Origin of the sequence: Klebsiella africana, assembly GCF_020526085.1 — a bacterium.
Lineage (GTDB): Bacteria > Pseudomonadota > Gammaproteobacteria > Enterobacterales > Enterobacteriaceae > Klebsiella > Klebsiella africana.
The window spans coordinates 2,056,305-2,069,592 of sequence record NZ_CP084874.1; the positions used below are offsets into that span (position 1 = coordinate 2,056,305).

The 13,288-nt window shown below is 53.3% G+C and carries 12 protein-coding genes; 9 read left to right on the forward strand and 3 right to left on the reverse strand.

Annotated elements, in window-relative coordinates; genetic code table 11:
- Positions 1-22 precede the first annotated feature (22 nt).
- Complete coding sequence (adhE, locus tag LGL98_RS09945) at positions 23-2,698, reverse strand: bifunctional acetaldehyde-CoA/alcohol dehydrogenase (protein ID WP_136032287.1); 2,676 nt, start codon at positions 2,696-2,698, stop codon at positions 23-25.
- A 77-nt stretch (positions 2,699-2,775) separates the two neighbouring features.
- Here adhE and LGL98_RS09950 point away from each other — a divergent pair, with 77 nt between their 5' ends.
- The 8 genes from LGL98_RS09950 to LGL98_RS09985 all read left to right on the forward strand — a co-directional run bounded on the left by LGL98_RS09950 (position 2,776) and on the right by LGL98_RS09985 (position 11,034).
- The gene (locus LGL98_RS09950; RefSeq protein WP_168435322.1) at positions 2,776-2,943 is read left to right on the forward strand and encodes a hypothetical protein; all 168 of its coding nucleotides are present in this window, start codon (positions 2,776-2,778) and stop codon (positions 2,941-2,943) included.
- Between the two features lie 232 nt (positions 2,944-3,175).
- Complete coding sequence (locus LGL98_RS09955; protein ID WP_136032288.1) at positions 3,176-3,823, forward strand: YchE family NAAT transporter; 648 nt, start codon at positions 3,176-3,178, stop codon at positions 3,821-3,823.
- Positions 3,824-4,562: 739 nt separating this feature from the next.
- On the forward strand, positions 4,563-6,197 hold the full coding sequence (gene oppA, locus LGL98_RS09960; protein WP_136032290.1) for an oligopeptide ABC transporter substrate-binding protein OppA: 1,635 nt from the start codon (positions 4,563-4,565) through the stop codon (positions 6,195-6,197).
- Between the two features lie 85 nt (positions 6,198-6,282).
- On the forward strand, positions 6,283-7,203 hold the full coding sequence (gene oppB, locus LGL98_RS09965; protein ID WP_136032292.1) for an oligopeptide ABC transporter permease OppB: 921 nt from the start codon (positions 6,283-6,285) through the stop codon (positions 7,201-7,203).
- A gap of 14 nt (positions 7,204-7,217) precedes the next feature.
- Positions 7,218-8,126: an oligopeptide ABC transporter permease OppC gene (gene oppC / locus LGL98_RS09970; protein WP_061154210.1), complete on the forward strand. Its 909-nt coding sequence runs from the start codon at positions 7,218-7,220 to the stop codon at positions 8,124-8,126.
- Positions 8,127-8,137: 11 nt separating this feature from the next.
- Positions 8,138-9,151, forward strand: a complete 1,014-nt coding sequence (locus LGL98_RS09975; RefSeq protein ID WP_004151853.1) for an ABC transporter ATP-binding protein — start codon at positions 8,138-8,140, stop codon at positions 9,149-9,151.
- The gene (oppF, locus tag LGL98_RS09980) at positions 9,148-10,152 is read left to right on the forward strand and encodes a murein tripeptide/oligopeptide ABC transporter ATP-binding protein OppF (RefSeq protein WP_136032294.1); all 1,005 of its coding nucleotides are present in this window, start codon (positions 9,148-9,150) and stop codon (positions 10,150-10,152) included. Before LGL98_RS09975 ends, oppF begins: the two co-directional genes overlap by 4 nt.
- Positions 10,153-10,206: 54 nt before the next feature.
- A complete protein-coding gene (locus LGL98_RS09985) occupies positions 10,207-11,034 on the forward strand; it encodes an ion transporter (RefSeq protein ID WP_136032851.1) in 828 nt (275 codons plus the stop codon).
- Positions 11,035-11,097: 63 nt separating this feature from the next.
- On the opposite strand, the gene LGL98_RS09990 is transcribed toward LGL98_RS09985, so the two are convergent.
- Both LGL98_RS09990 and cls read right to left on the reverse strand, forming a co-directional pair.
- The gene (locus LGL98_RS09990) at positions 11,098-11,427 is read right to left on the reverse strand and encodes an HI1450 family dsDNA-mimic protein (RefSeq protein ID WP_002910079.1); all 330 of its coding nucleotides are present in this window, start codon (positions 11,425-11,427) and stop codon (positions 11,098-11,100) included.
- A gap of 34 nt (positions 11,428-11,461) precedes the next feature.
- Positions 11,462-12,922, reverse strand: a complete 1,461-nt coding sequence (gene cls / locus LGL98_RS09995; RefSeq protein WP_136032297.1) for a cardiolipin synthase — start codon at positions 12,920-12,922, stop codon at positions 11,462-11,464.
- A 143-nt stretch (positions 12,923-13,065) separates the two neighbouring features.
- On the opposite strand from cls, the gene LGL98_RS10000 reads away from it, so the two are divergent.
- Complete coding sequence (locus tag LGL98_RS10000; RefSeq protein ID WP_132312360.1) at positions 13,066-13,239, forward strand: YciY family protein; 174 nt, start codon at positions 13,066-13,068, stop codon at positions 13,237-13,239.
- The last annotated feature ends 49 nt before the right edge of the window (positions 13,240-13,288 follow it).

Here is a 13,288-nt window from a genome sequence, read left to right on the forward strand (position 1 = left end):
TTAGCGTATTTACGGCTGTCGATTAAGCGGATTTTTTCGCTTTTTTCTCAGCTTTAACCGGAGCGACTTCTGCTTTCACCCCAGCTTCGCCTTCGACGAATTCGCGGCCATAGTAGGTATCCAGCAGAATCTGTTTCAGTTCGGAGATCAGCGGATAGCGCGGGTTAGCGCCAGTGCACTGGTCATCGAATGCATCTTCAGACAGCTTATCAACATGGGCCAGGAAGTCAGCTTCCTGAACGCCAGCTTCGCGAATAGATTTCGGAATACCCAGTTCAGCTTTAATGCTTTCCAGCCATGCCAGCAGTTTCTCGATTTTCGCTGCGGTACGGTCGCCCGGTGCGGACAGACCCAGGTGGTCAGCGATTTCGGCGTAACGACGACGAGCCTGCGGACGGTCGTACTGGCTAAACGCGGTCTGCTTGGTCGGGTTGTCATTCGCGTTGTAGCGGATAACGTTGCAGATCAGCAGGGCGTTGGCCAGACCGTGCGGAATGTGGAACTGGGAACCCAGTTTGTGCGCCATGGAGTGACATACCCCGAGGAAAGCGTTCGCAAACGCGATACCGGCGATAGTTGCGGCACTGTGCACACGTTCACGGGCAACTGGGTTCTTGGAACCTTCGTGGTAAGAGGCCGGCAGGTACTCTTTCAGCAGCTTCAGAGCCTGCAGCGCCTGGCCGTCAGAGAACTCAGAAGCCAGTACGGAAACGTAAGCTTCCAGGGCGTGAGTGACAGCATCCAGACCACCGAACGCACACAGGGACTTCGGCATATCCATGACCAGATTGGCATCAACGATGGCCATATCCGGCGTCAGGGCATAGTCTGCCAGCGGATATTTCTGACCTGTTGCGTCATCGGTTACCACAGCAAACGGCGTCACTTCAGAACCGGTACCGGAAGTGGTGGTGATCGCCACCATCTTCGCTTTGACACCCATTTTCGGGAACTTGTAGATACGTTTACGGATATCCATAAAGCGCAGCGCCAGTTCTTCGAAGTGAGTTTCCGGATGTTCGTACATGACCCACATGATTTTCGCGGCATCCATCGGGGAACCACCACCCAGCGCGATGATCACGTCTGGTTTAAAGGAGTTCGCCAGGTCGGCACCTTTGCGTACGATAGTCAGCGTCGGGTCAGCTTCAACTTCGAAGAAGACTTCAGTTTCAACACCCGCTGCTTTCAGCACGGAAGTGATCTGATCGGCATAGCCGTTGTTGAACAGGAAGCGGTCAGTCACGATCAGCGCGCGTTTGTGACCATCAGTAATCACTTCATCCAGTGCGATTGGCAGAGAGCCACGACGGAAGTAGATCGATTTCGGAAGTTTGTGCCACAACATGTTTTCAGCTCGCTTAGCAACGGTTTTCTTGTTGATCAAGTGTTTCGGACCAACGTTTTCAGAGATGGAGTTACCACCCCAGGAACCACAACCCAGAGTCAGGGAAGGCGCGAGTTTGAAGTTGTACAGGTCACCGATACCACCCTGAGATGCTGGGGTGTTGATCAGGATACGTGCGGTTTTCATCATCTGGCCGAAGTAAGCCACGCGAGCCGGCTGGTTATCCTGGTCGGTGTACAGGCAAGAAGTGTGACCGATACCGCCCATGGCAACCAGTTTTTCCGCTTTGGCTACCGCGTCTTCGAAATCTTTCGCACGGTACATGGCCAGCGTCGGCGACAGTTTTTCGTGAGCAAACGGTTCGCTTTCGTCAACGTTGGTCACTTCACCAATCAGAATTTTGGTGGTGGCCGGAACGGTAAAGCCTGCCAGTTCAGCGATTTTTGCCGCTGGCTGACCAACGATAGCGGCGTTCAGCGCGCCATTTTTCAGGATGATGTCCTGAACGGCTTTCAGTTCTTTACCTTGCAGCAGGTAACCGCCGTGGCTGGCGAAACGTTCGCGAACCGCGTCATAAACAGAATCAACTACAACAACAGACTGCTCAGAAGCACAGATAACACCGTTATCGAAGGTTTTAGACATCAGTACGGACGCTACGGCGCGTTTGATGTCTGCAGTTTCATCGATTACTACCGGCGTGTTACCGGCACCAACACCGATAGCAGGTTTACCGGAGCTGTATGCTGCTTTCACCATGCCTGGACCACCGGTCGCAAGGATCAGGTTGATATCCGGGTGGTGCATCAGGGCGTTAGACAGCTCAACAGACGGCTGATCGATCCAGCCAATCAGGTCTTTCGGCGCACCAGCAGCGATGGCAGCCTGCAGCACGATGTCAGCGGCTTTGTTGGTGGCTTCTTTAGCACGCGGATGCGGGGAGAAAATGATGGCGTTACGGGTCTTCAGGCTGATGAGCGATTTGAAGATGGCTGTGGAAGTCGGGTTAGTGGTCGGTACGATACCGCAGATGATACCGATAGGTTCAGCGATAGTAATGGTACCAAAGGTGTCGTCTTCTGACAGGACGCCACAGGTCTTTTCATCTTTATAGGCGTTGTAGATATATTCGGAAGCGAAGTGGTTTTTGATCACTTTGTCTTCGACGATACCCATGCCGGATTCGGCAACGGCCATTTTGGCGAGAGGGATTCGAGCATCTGCGGCGGCCAGAGCGGCTGCACGGAAGATTTTGTCGACTTGTTCTTGAGTGAAACTGGCATATTCACGCTGGGCTTTCTTGACACGCTCAACAAGCGCGTTCAGTTCAGCGATATTAGTAACAGCCATAATGCTCTCCTGATAATGTTAAACTTTTTTAGTAAATCAGTCGCTCGATTCGACATTATAGACAGGCTGTTAACAGCTTGCATGTAAATGTTTATGTAGAAAAATCAGGGCGCTGTTTTACCGATTTACTAAAAAAGCTTTGTCTCTTTCTCTGTCAGGTACTGCTGCCTTCCACTCTGTTGGTGTCATCAAGATTACTCACTTCTGAGTACAAAATACGTGATTTAGATCAAATATTGGCGTAGCTGATACCTTTCAGCTGACTGCTTTTTGACCGATCCGATCAAGTGTAATGGGAGGGTTTTGAAATTAAAAAAACAGTTAGCATAAAATACACATATATCCAACATTCGATACATATCACCGGGTTTATGCATATTTATAATGAATCTTGCAGGCAAAAAGCGTATGTTTCGCGCAGTTATCTTATGCTTATAACAGTCAACCGCCAATTTTGATAATGCTGCGGAGCCCAATGTGACTCAATCTTTGTTCGATTTTTCTGCGTATTTTAAATTTTTCATCGGCTTATTTGCGTTAGTCAACCCGGTTGGCATTATTCCGGTGTTCATCAGCATGACCAGCTACCAACCAGCAGCGGTGCGGAATAAGACCAATCTTACAGCTAACTTGTCAGTGGCGATCATCCTTCTGACATCATTGTTTTTGGGAGATGGCATTCTGCAGATTTTTGGTATTTCCATCGATTCCTTCCGCATCGCTGGTGGGATCCTGGTGGTCACTATTGCGATGTCGATGATAAGCGGCAAACTCGGTGAAGATAAACAGAACAAGCAGGAAAAATCGGAGACAGCGGTGCGGGAGAGTATCGGCGTCGTGCCTCTTGCGCTACCGCTAATGGCCGGCCCGGGGGCAATCAGTTCCACCATCGTCTGGGGGACCCGGTATCACTCCTGGGTGCACCTGGTCGGGTTCTCACTGGCGATAGCGGTATTTGCCCTCTGCTGCTGGGGTATTTTCCGTATGGCGCCGTGGCTGGTGCGGCTGCTGGGGCAAACGGGGATCAACGTAATCACCCGTATCATGGGCTTGCTGCTGATGGCGCTTGGTATCGAGTTCATCGTGACCGGTATCAAAGCCCTTTTCCCGGGACTGCTTAACTAATTATTCGCCCAGCAGGCGTGGAGGTTCGTATTCACGTCTGCGCGATTATTAGCAAAACCTATTGATGAAAGCGAGATCTGCTGTCGAGATAATGTTTTGCAATGATGTCTATAATTTCATATTTTTCATGTACATATGAAAAATTTCTCTTTGTCTTCTGCTCGCGTTTTTCCCCTCGGAGATGTTATTTTCCTCACATCATTCTCTGGCACTTGCTGTCGGATCATTGAAATGATATTAGTAATTTTAACAAGGCTGTAGATGAATGTGCTAAAAAGTAACCTATTGTTAAATTTTTGTACAAAAAACCATCTTTTAGCCTTCTCCTGTTTTGCTGGTCGCTGAAAACATCATATTTATATGATAAATAATGATATTTTAATATTGGTAGCGTGTGGCAACCCTCTTAGCCGAGAGCAAAACGGGCAATAAAAGAGAATCCGGTAACATATTTGCAAATTGCATTGGCGGAGGTGTTTACCTTTTGATACTTTCCGCCGTTATCGTCTGCTGAATTATGTGTGCAAATGAGAATTATTTTTAATTAACTCATTTCGCCCGAACGACCCTCCAGCGAGGGCAACGAATCGACGTCAAGACTGCCAATCGAGCGGTCGTAATAAATAAGTCGGTGATAGCAATCTGCCAATCGCAAACTCCTGCGTTGGACAGAACCCGAAAACGGGAAAAACAGGCTGGTTAAAAAACCAGTAATTATAATGACTGGAGTTACAACACAATGACCATCATCACTAAAAAACGTTTGATCGCCGCGGGAGTGCTATCCGCACTGATCGCCGGCAATATGGCTATGGCAGCGGATGTCCCGGCCGGAGTGCAGCTGGCAGATAAGCAAACGCTGGTGCGAAATAGCGGCGCTGAGCCACAATCGCTGGACCCGAATAAAATTGAAGGGGTCCCCGAGGCCAATATTAGCCGCGATCTGTTCGAAGGTTTGCTGAATACCTCGCCGAAAGATGGCCACCCGATCCCTGGGGTGGCGGAGAGCTGGGATAATAAAGATTTTAAAGTCTGGACCTTCCATCTGCGTAAAGATGCAAAATGGTCTAACGGCGAACCGGTGACAGCCCAGGACTTCGTCTATAGCTGGCAGCGTTTGGTGGATCCGAAAACAGCGTCTCCCTATGCCAGTTACCCGCAGTATGGTCATATCCTCAATGTTGACGAAATCATTGACGGTAAGAAAGCGCCGAGCGAGTTGGGCGTGAAAGCCATTGACGACCACACGCTGGAAGTCACCCTCAGCGAGCCAGTACCTTATTTTTATAAACTGCTGGTTAACCCGGCCATGTCTCCCGTTTACAAACCGGCCATTGAAAAATTTGGCGAGAAGTGGACGCAGCCTGGCAATATCGTCACCAACGGCGCGTACACGCTGAAAGACTGGGTGGTTAACGAACGTATCGTGATGGAGCGCAACCCGCACTACTGGGATAATGCGAAAACCGTTATCAACACCGTCACCTGGCTGCCGACCTCTTCCGAAGTGACCTATGTTAACCGCTATCGCAGCGGTGAACTGGACATGACCTATAACCAGCTGCCGATCGAACTCTTCCAGAAGCTGAAAAAAGAGATCCCGAACGAGCTGCACGTTGACCCGTATCTGTGTACCTATTATTACGAAATCAACAACCAGAAAGCGCCGTTCACCGACGTACGCGTGCGTACCGCGCTGAAGCTGGGCCTGGACCGCGACATCATTGCTAACAAGGTGAAAGGTCAGGGCGATCTGCCGGCTTATGGTTACACGCCGCCGTATACCGATGGCGCGAAACTGAGCGAGCCGGAATGGTTTACCTGGTCGCAGGAAAAACGTAATGAAGAAGCGAAGAAACTGCTGGCAGAAGCCGGGTATACCTCTGATAAACCGTTAACCTTCAACCTGCTGTATAACACCTCTGATCTGCACAAGAAGCTGGCGATTGCCGCCGCCTCGCTGTGGCGTAAAAACCTGGGCATTGACGTGAAGCTGGTCAATCAGGAGTGGAAAACGTTCCTCGATACCCGTCACCAGGGCACCTATGACGTGGCACGTGCGGGCTGGTGCGCCGACTATAACGAGCCAACCTCCTTCCTGAACACCATGCTCTCTGACAGCTCAATGAACACTGCGCACTATAAGAGCCCGGCGTTCGACAAAATTATGGCTGAATCCGTAAAAGCGTCTGATGAAGCACAGCGCACGGCAGCTTATGCGAAAGCGGAACAGCAGCTGGATAAAGACAGCGCGATCGTACCGGTCTATTACTACGTCAACGCCCGCCTGGTGAAACCGTGGGTCGGGGGCTACACCGGTAAAGACCCGATGGATAACGTCTATACCAAAGATCTCTACGTTATCAAACATTAATGGCAATACGTGGAGCGAGCCTGTGCTCGCTCCATCGTGTCTTATTTAAGAGCAGTGCAAAGGCACACGCCAGAAGGTACGGGCAATGTTAAAATTTATCTTACGTCGCTGTCTGGAAGCGATTCCGACGCTATTTATTCTTATTACCATCTCATTCTTCATGATGCGTCTGGCTCCGGGAAGTCCTTTTACCGGGGAACGTACGCTACCGCCGGAAGTGATGGCGAATATTGAAGCAAAATACCATTTAAACGACCCCATCATGACGCAGTACTTCAATTATCTGAAGCAGTTGGCGCATGGCGATTTTGGTCCCTCCTTTAAATACAAAGATTATTCGGTCAACGATCTGGTGGCGGCCAGCTTCCCGGTGTCGGCGAAACTGGGCTTCGCTGCCTTTTTCCTGGCAGTGGTGATCGGTGTTGCCGCTGGGGTGATAGCCGCTCTGAAGCAAAACACCCGATGGGACTACGCGGTGATGGGGGTAGCCATGACCGGCGTGGTTATTCCGAGCTTTGTGGTCGCGCCGCTGCTGGTAATGATTTTTGCCATTACCCTGCACTGGCTACCGGGCGGCGGCTGGAACGGCGGGGCGGTGAAATTTATGATCCTGCCGATGGTGGCGCTCTCTCTGGCTTATATCGCCAGTATTGCGCGTATTACCCGCGGCTCGATGATTGAAGTGCTGCACTCTAACTTTATTCGTACCGCGCGGGCAAAAGGGCTGCCGATGCGCCGCATTATTTTCCGCCATGCGCTGAAGCCGGCATTGCTGCCGGTGCTCTCCTATATGGGGCCAGCTTTCGTGGGCATCATTACCGGCTCAATGGTCATCGAAACCATTTACGGTCTGCCGGGGATCGGTCAGCTGTTCGTTAACGGGGCGCTTAACCGTGACTACTCGCTGGTGCTGAGCCTGACGATCCTCGTGGGAGCCCTGACTATCCTGTTCAACGCCATCGTTGACGTGCTGTACGCCGTTATCGATCCGAAGATTCGCTACTGAAGCCGGAGTTCGCCATGATGTTAAGTAAGAAAAATAGCGAGGCGCTGGAAAACTTCAGTGAGAAGCTGGAAGTGGAAGGGCGCAGCCTCTGGCAGGATGCGCGCCGCCGCTTTATGCATAACCGCGCTGCGGTAACCAGCCTGATTATGCTGGTGCTTATTGCGCTGTTCGTTACCCTGGCGCCGATGGTGTCGTCGTTCTCCTACTTCGATACCGACTGGGGCATGATGTCCAATGCCCCGGATATGGCCTCCGGCCACTACTTCGGAACCGACTCCTCCGGGCGCGATCTACTGGTGCGCGTGGCGATCGGCGGGCGTATTTCCCTGATGGTCGGGGTGGCAGCGGCGCTGGTGGCGGTGATCCTCGGTACGCTCTACGGTTCGCTTTCCGGTTATCTCGGCGGCAAAGTGGATTCGGTGATGATGCGTCTGCTGGAGATCCTCAACTCCTTCCCGTTTATGTTCTTCGTCATCCTGCTGGTGACCTTTTTTGGTCAGAATATCCTGCTGATCTTCGTGGCCATCGGTATGGTGTCCTGGCTGGATATGGCCCGTATCGTGCGCGGACAGACCTTGAGCCTCAAGCGCAAAGAGTTTATCGAAGCCGCGCAGGTTGGCGGGGTCTCGACGGCGAGCATCGTGCTGCGCCACATCGTCCCCAACGTGCTGGGGGTGGTGGTGGTGTACGCCTCGCTGCTGGTCCCCAGCATGATCCTCTTCGAATCCTTCCTCAGCTTCCTCGGGCTGGGAACCCAGGAGCCGCTCAGCAGCTGGGGGGCATTGCTCAGCGATGGCGCCAACTCAATGGAAGTTTCGCCCTGGCTGCTGTTGTTCCCGGCGGGTTTCCTGGTGGTGACCCTGTTCTGTTTCAACTTTATCGGCGATGGTCTGCGTGATGCCCTCGACCCGAAAGACCGCTAAGGAGCGCTGCCATGACCATGATTGAAACGGCAAAAGCGCCGCAAGCGCAGAGCCACAGCGGGCTGCTGCTGGACGTGAAAGATCTTCGAGTTACCTTTAAAACGCCGGATGGCGACGTCACTGCCGTCAATGACCTGAATTTTACCCTGCAGGCGGGCGAGACGCTCGGCATTGTGGGCGAATCCGGCTCCGGTAAATCGCAAACCGCCTTCGCCCTGATGGGGCTGCTGGCGGCTAACGGTCGCATCGGGGGTTCCGCCACCTTTAACGGTCGGCAAATCCTCAATTTGCCCGAGCGTGAGCTGAACAAACTGCGCGCTGAACAAATCTCAATGATTTTCCAGGATCCGATGACCTCGCTTAACCCCTATATGCGGGTGGGCGAGCAGTTAATGGAAGTCCTGATGCTGCATAAAGGGCTGAGTAAAGCCGAAGCGTTTGAAGAGTCAGTGAAGATGCTCGACGCGGTAAAAATGCCGGAAGCGCGTAAGCGCATGAAGATGTTCCCGCACGAATTCTCCGGGGGCATGCGTCAGCGCGTGATGATTGCCATGGCGCTGTTATGCCGGCCGCGGCTGCTGATTGCGGATGAACCGACCACCGCTCTGGACGTCACCGTGCAGGCGCAGATCATGACGTTACTGAATGAGCTTAAGCGCGAATTCAATACGGCCATCATTATGATCACCCACGACCTTGGGGTGGTGGCAGGGATCTGCGATAAAGTGCTGGTGATGTACGCCGGGCGCACCATGGAGTATGGTCAGGCGCGCGATGTCTTCTATCAGCCGTCGCACCCATACTCCATTGGGCTGTTGAATGCGGTTCCACGTCTGGATGCGGAAGGGGATGCGTTGTTGACCATTCCCGGCAACCCACCGAACCTGCTGCGATTGCCGAAAGGCTGTCCATTCCAGCCGCGCTGTCCGCACGCGATGGAGCAGTGCAGCAGCGCACCGCCGCTGGAGTCGTTCGCGCCAGGCCGCCTGCGCGCCTGCTTTAAACCGGTGGGGGATCTGCTATGAACGCCTTAAGTGAACAACGAAAAGTCCTGCTCGAAATTGCCGACCTGAAAGTGCATTTCGATATCAAAGATGGCAAGCAGTGGTTCTGGCAGCCGTCGAAAACGCTGAAAGCGGTGGATGGCGTAACGCTGCGTCTCTATGAGGGGGAAACCCTCGGCGTGGTGGGGGAGTCCGGCTGCGGTAAATCGACTTTCGCCCGCGCCATTATTGGTCTGGTGAAAGCGACCGATGGCAAAGTAGCCTGGCTTGGTAAAGATCTGCTGGGCATGAAGCCGGAAGAGTGGCGCGATGTGCGTAGCGATATTCAGATGATCTTCCAGGATCCGCTGGCCTCTCTGAATCCGCGAATGACCATTGGAGAAATTATCGCCGAACCGCTGCGTACCTATCATCCGAAGATGTCCCGTCAGGAAGTGCGCGATCGCGTGAAGGCGATGATGATGAAAGTTGGGCTGCTACCCAACCTGATCAACCGCTATCCGCACGAGTTCTCCGGCGGTCAGTGTCAGCGCATCGGTATCGCGCGGGCGTTAATTCTTGAGCCGAAGCTGATTATCTGCGATGAGCCGGTCTCCGCGCTTGATGTGTCGATTCAGGCGCAGGTGGTCAATTTGCTGCAGCAGCTGCAGCGTGAGATGGGGCTGTCGCTGATATTTATCGCCCACGATCTGGCGGTAGTTAAACACATCTCCGATCGCGTACTGGTGATGTATCTGGGACATGCGGTGGAGCTGGGCACCTACGACGAGGTGTACCACAATCCGCTGCATCCCTATACCAAAGCGCTAATGTCGGCGGTGCCGATCCCCGATCCTGATCTCGAAAAAACCAAAACCATCCAGTTGCTGGAGGGGGAATTGCCCTCGCCGATTAATCCGCCCTCAGGCTGCGTGTTCCGCACCCGCTGTCCGCTTGCCGGGCCGGAGTGCGCCAGGACCCGCCCGGTGCTGGAGGGCAGTTTCCGCCACGCGGTTTCCTGCCTGAAGGTAGACCCGTTATAATCTCAGGGGCTGACGCAGGTCAGCCCTTTTTTTTGCGAGGATAACGAAGTGGGTATGCTTTCTGCCGCTCGTCTGCGGCTTTATCATTTACTTTTCGATCAGAATCGACTTTCCGGGCGCCGCTTTGAAGGGCTGTGCGGACTTTTCGCCTTGCTCAGCGTGTTGGTGATATTTATCGAATCGGGGCTGGGCACGCAATATCATCTGACATTAGACGAATGGCATATTTTTGTCTGGCTGGAGCTGCTGGTGACGGCAGTCTTTACCGTGGAGTACCTGCTGCGTATCGCCACCTGGCCTAATCCGCTCCATTATATTTTCAGTTTTTGGGGGCTGATTGATCTGGCGACGATTCTGCCGCTGTACGTGATGTGGCTATGGCCGGAAATTAGCCTGAATTATGTTTTTGCCTGGCGGGCAATGCGGGCGATCCGCGCGCTGCGTATTCTCAAACTGTTGCGCTTTATGCCTTCGCTCAACGTATTCTGGCGGGCTATCGTCAGTGCCCGCCACCAGCTCATTCTGTTCTATTCGTTTATCGCCATTGTGATGGTGATTTTCGGCTCGCTTATGTATCTGATTGAAGGGCCACAATACGGCTTTACCACGCTCAATGCCTCTGTCTATTGGGCCATTGTGACCATCACGACCGTCGGCTATGGCGATATTACCCCGCACACCCCAGTGGGCCGCATTCTGGCCTCCATTCTCATCTTGATCGGCTACTCCATCATCGCGATTCCGACCGGGCTTATCACTACCCATATGACCAGCGCCCTGAACCGTCGGCGTCAGCATCGCTTATGCCCGCAGTGCCGGCAGGGTGAACATGATGATAACGCCCGTTTTTGCCACGCCTGCGGTCATGCGTTACCGAAGTAAGCTGGCGGTATAAAAAAGCCTGCCGGAAAGACCGCGGCAGGCTTTTACTCAGGTCGGTGAGCGTTATTCACGCCACAGAATATGGCACAGCTTATGATCTTTTTCGCGGCACAGAAGCACGCGGGCGAAGATATCATTGATTTCCCCGCCGTCGGTATCCGCCAGGCCAATCACCACTTCAGCAAAGAAATCCGGGTTCAGATCGTAATCCACATGCTCTTCCCAGTCTGCGGAAGGATCAAACAGCTCGGCACCGCCGCGCTCCTCAAACTGCAGGTTAAACAGAATGATGTCCGCCGGGTCGAGATTGTCGGCCGCCAGTTCGAGAAAGATATCGTAAGCCTGCTCAAGCGTTTCGTCTTCGGTCAGGCGGTTATTTAAATCCATATCCATGATTGCTACTCATTCGGTATCTGATGGGCACGTTTTACAGCAACGGACTGAAGAAGTAAAACAGTCGCTCGGCGATCCGCTGCCACAGCGGACGTTTTAACCAGCGACGGGCATCCAGCAGGCGCGAACGCGAGATATAGTCATCCTGCACCGCCGCCAGATCGCTGCCGAAACCGGCGTCATCGATGACCAGCGTGATCTCGAAGTTGAGCCACAGGCTGCGCATATCCAGGTTGACAGTCCCCACCAGGCTCAGTTCGCCATCGACCAGTACGCTCTTGGTATGCAACAGTCCGCCTTCAAACTGATAAATTTTGACCCCGGCCGCCAGCAGTTCGGTGAAAAAGGCCCGGCTGGCCCAGCCGACCAGCAGCGAATCATTCTTGCGCGGTAAAATGATGCTCACGTCGACGCCGCGCTGAGCAGCGGTACAGATGGCGTGCAGCAGGTCGTCGCTTGGGACGAAGTAGGGGGTGGTCATGATTAAATGCTCTTTCGCCGCGTAGGCGGCGGTGAGGAGCGCCTGATGGATCAGATCTTCCGGAAAGCCCGGTCCGGAAGCGATGGTATGGATAGTATGTCCGCTGGCCTCTTCGAACGGCATGATATTGACGTCCGGCGGGGGCGGCAAAATGCGTTTACCGGTCTCTATTTCCCAGTCGCAGGAGTAGACGATGCCCATTGAGGTTGCCACCGGGCCCTCCATACGCGCCATCAGGTCAATCCACTGCCCGACCCCAGAGTCCTGTTTAAAGTAGCGCGGATCGACCATATTCATGCTGCCGGTGTAGGCGATATAGTTATCGATCATCACCATTTTGCGATGCTGACGCAGGTCCATCCGGCGCAGGAACACACGCATCAGGTTAACTTTGAGGGCTTCGACGACTTCAATACCGGCGTTACGCATCATGGCTGCCCACGGGCTGCGGAAAAAGGCCACGCTGCCCGCAGAGTCGAGCATTAACCGGCAGTGTACCCCGCGTCGGGCGGCGGCCATCAGCGATTCGGCGACGCTGTCGGCCATGCCGCCGGGCTGCCAGATATAAAAGACCATCTCGATACTGTGACGGGCCAGCTGAATATCGCGGATCAGAGCCTGCATCACGTCGTCAGATTCCGTCAACAGCTGCAGTTGGTTGCCTTTTACGCCGCCAATGCCCTGACGCCGCTCACACAGCTTGAACAGGGATTCTGCCACCGGGCTGTTATCTTCCGCGAAGATATGTTTGCAGGCTTTGAGGTCGTTTAACCATTTTGCCGTGGAGGGCCACATTGCTCTGGCGCGTTCCGCCCGGCGTTTGCCGAGATGCAGTTCACCGAAGGAGAGATAGGCGATGATCCCCACCAGCGGCAGGATATAAATGATCAACAGCCATGCCATAGCGGACGGCACAGCGCGGCGTTTCATTAAAATTCGTAATGTTACACCGGCGATCAACAGCCAGTACCCCAGAATGACCAGCCAGTTCACCACCGTGTAAAAGGTTGTCATAGATGTAAAATCCTTTTGAATGACGTGATGTCATGAGTTTACGCATCAGTATTTTTCTGGCAAATAAAAACGCAGCGAAAGCGGTAGTCAGCTGTCAGCAGAGGTTTATAATGGGGGCTGTTTTCACTCGTAGAGTCGTTGCAATGAAGCGTAGTAGAACGGAAGTAGGGCGCTGGCGCATGCTAAGACAGGTGAATCGCCGCAAAGCGCGCTGGCTGGAAGCCCAATCGCGCCGCAATATGCGGATCCTTGCTATCAGGAAAGGACTGGTAAAACGGCAGCGTCATGCTCTGCTGTTTATCTTCCCCGAGAGTTAAGCAAGCAGACCAACGGCACCGAACGCGGTGCCGTAGCCTTTTCTCTCTT

Bases quoted from the DNA above. Each gene is read 5' to 3' on its own strand.
- adhE (WP_136032287.1), bottom strand. From the start codon at position 2,698: ATGGCTGTTACTAATATCGCTGAACTGAACGCGCTTGTTGAGCGTGTC.
- oppA (WP_136032290.1), top strand. From the start codon at position 4,563: ATGACCATCATCACTAAAAAACGTTTGATCGCCGCGGGAGTGCTATCC.
- oppB (WP_136032292.1), top strand. From the start codon at position 6,283: ATGTTAAAATTTATCTTACGTCGCTGTCTGGAAGCGATTCCGACGCTA.
- oppC (WP_061154210.1), top strand. From the start codon at position 7,218: ATGATGTTAAGTAAGAAAAATAGCGAGGCGCTGGAAAACTTCAGTGAG.
- LGL98_RS09975 (WP_004151853.1), top strand. From the start codon at position 8,138: ATGACCATGATTGAAACGGCAAAAGCGCCGCAAGCGCAGAGCCACAGC.
- oppF (WP_136032294.1), top strand. From the start codon at position 9,148: ATGAACGCCTTAAGTGAACAACGAAAAGTCCTGCTCGAAATTGCCGAC.
- LGL98_RS09985 (WP_136032851.1), top strand. From the start codon at position 10,207: ATGCTTTCTGCCGCTCGTCTGCGGCTTTATCATTTACTTTTCGATCAG.
- LGL98_RS09990 (WP_002910079.1), bottom strand. From the start codon at position 11,427: ATGGATATGGATTTAAATAACCGCCTGACCGAAGACGAAACGCTTGAG.
- cls (WP_136032297.1), bottom strand. From the start codon at position 12,922: ATGACAACCTTTTACACGGTGGTGAACTGGCTGGTCATTCTGGGGTAC.
- LGL98_RS10000 (WP_132312360.1), top strand. From the start codon at position 13,066: ATGAAGCGTAGTAGAACGGAAGTAGGGCGCTGGCGCATGCTAAGACAG.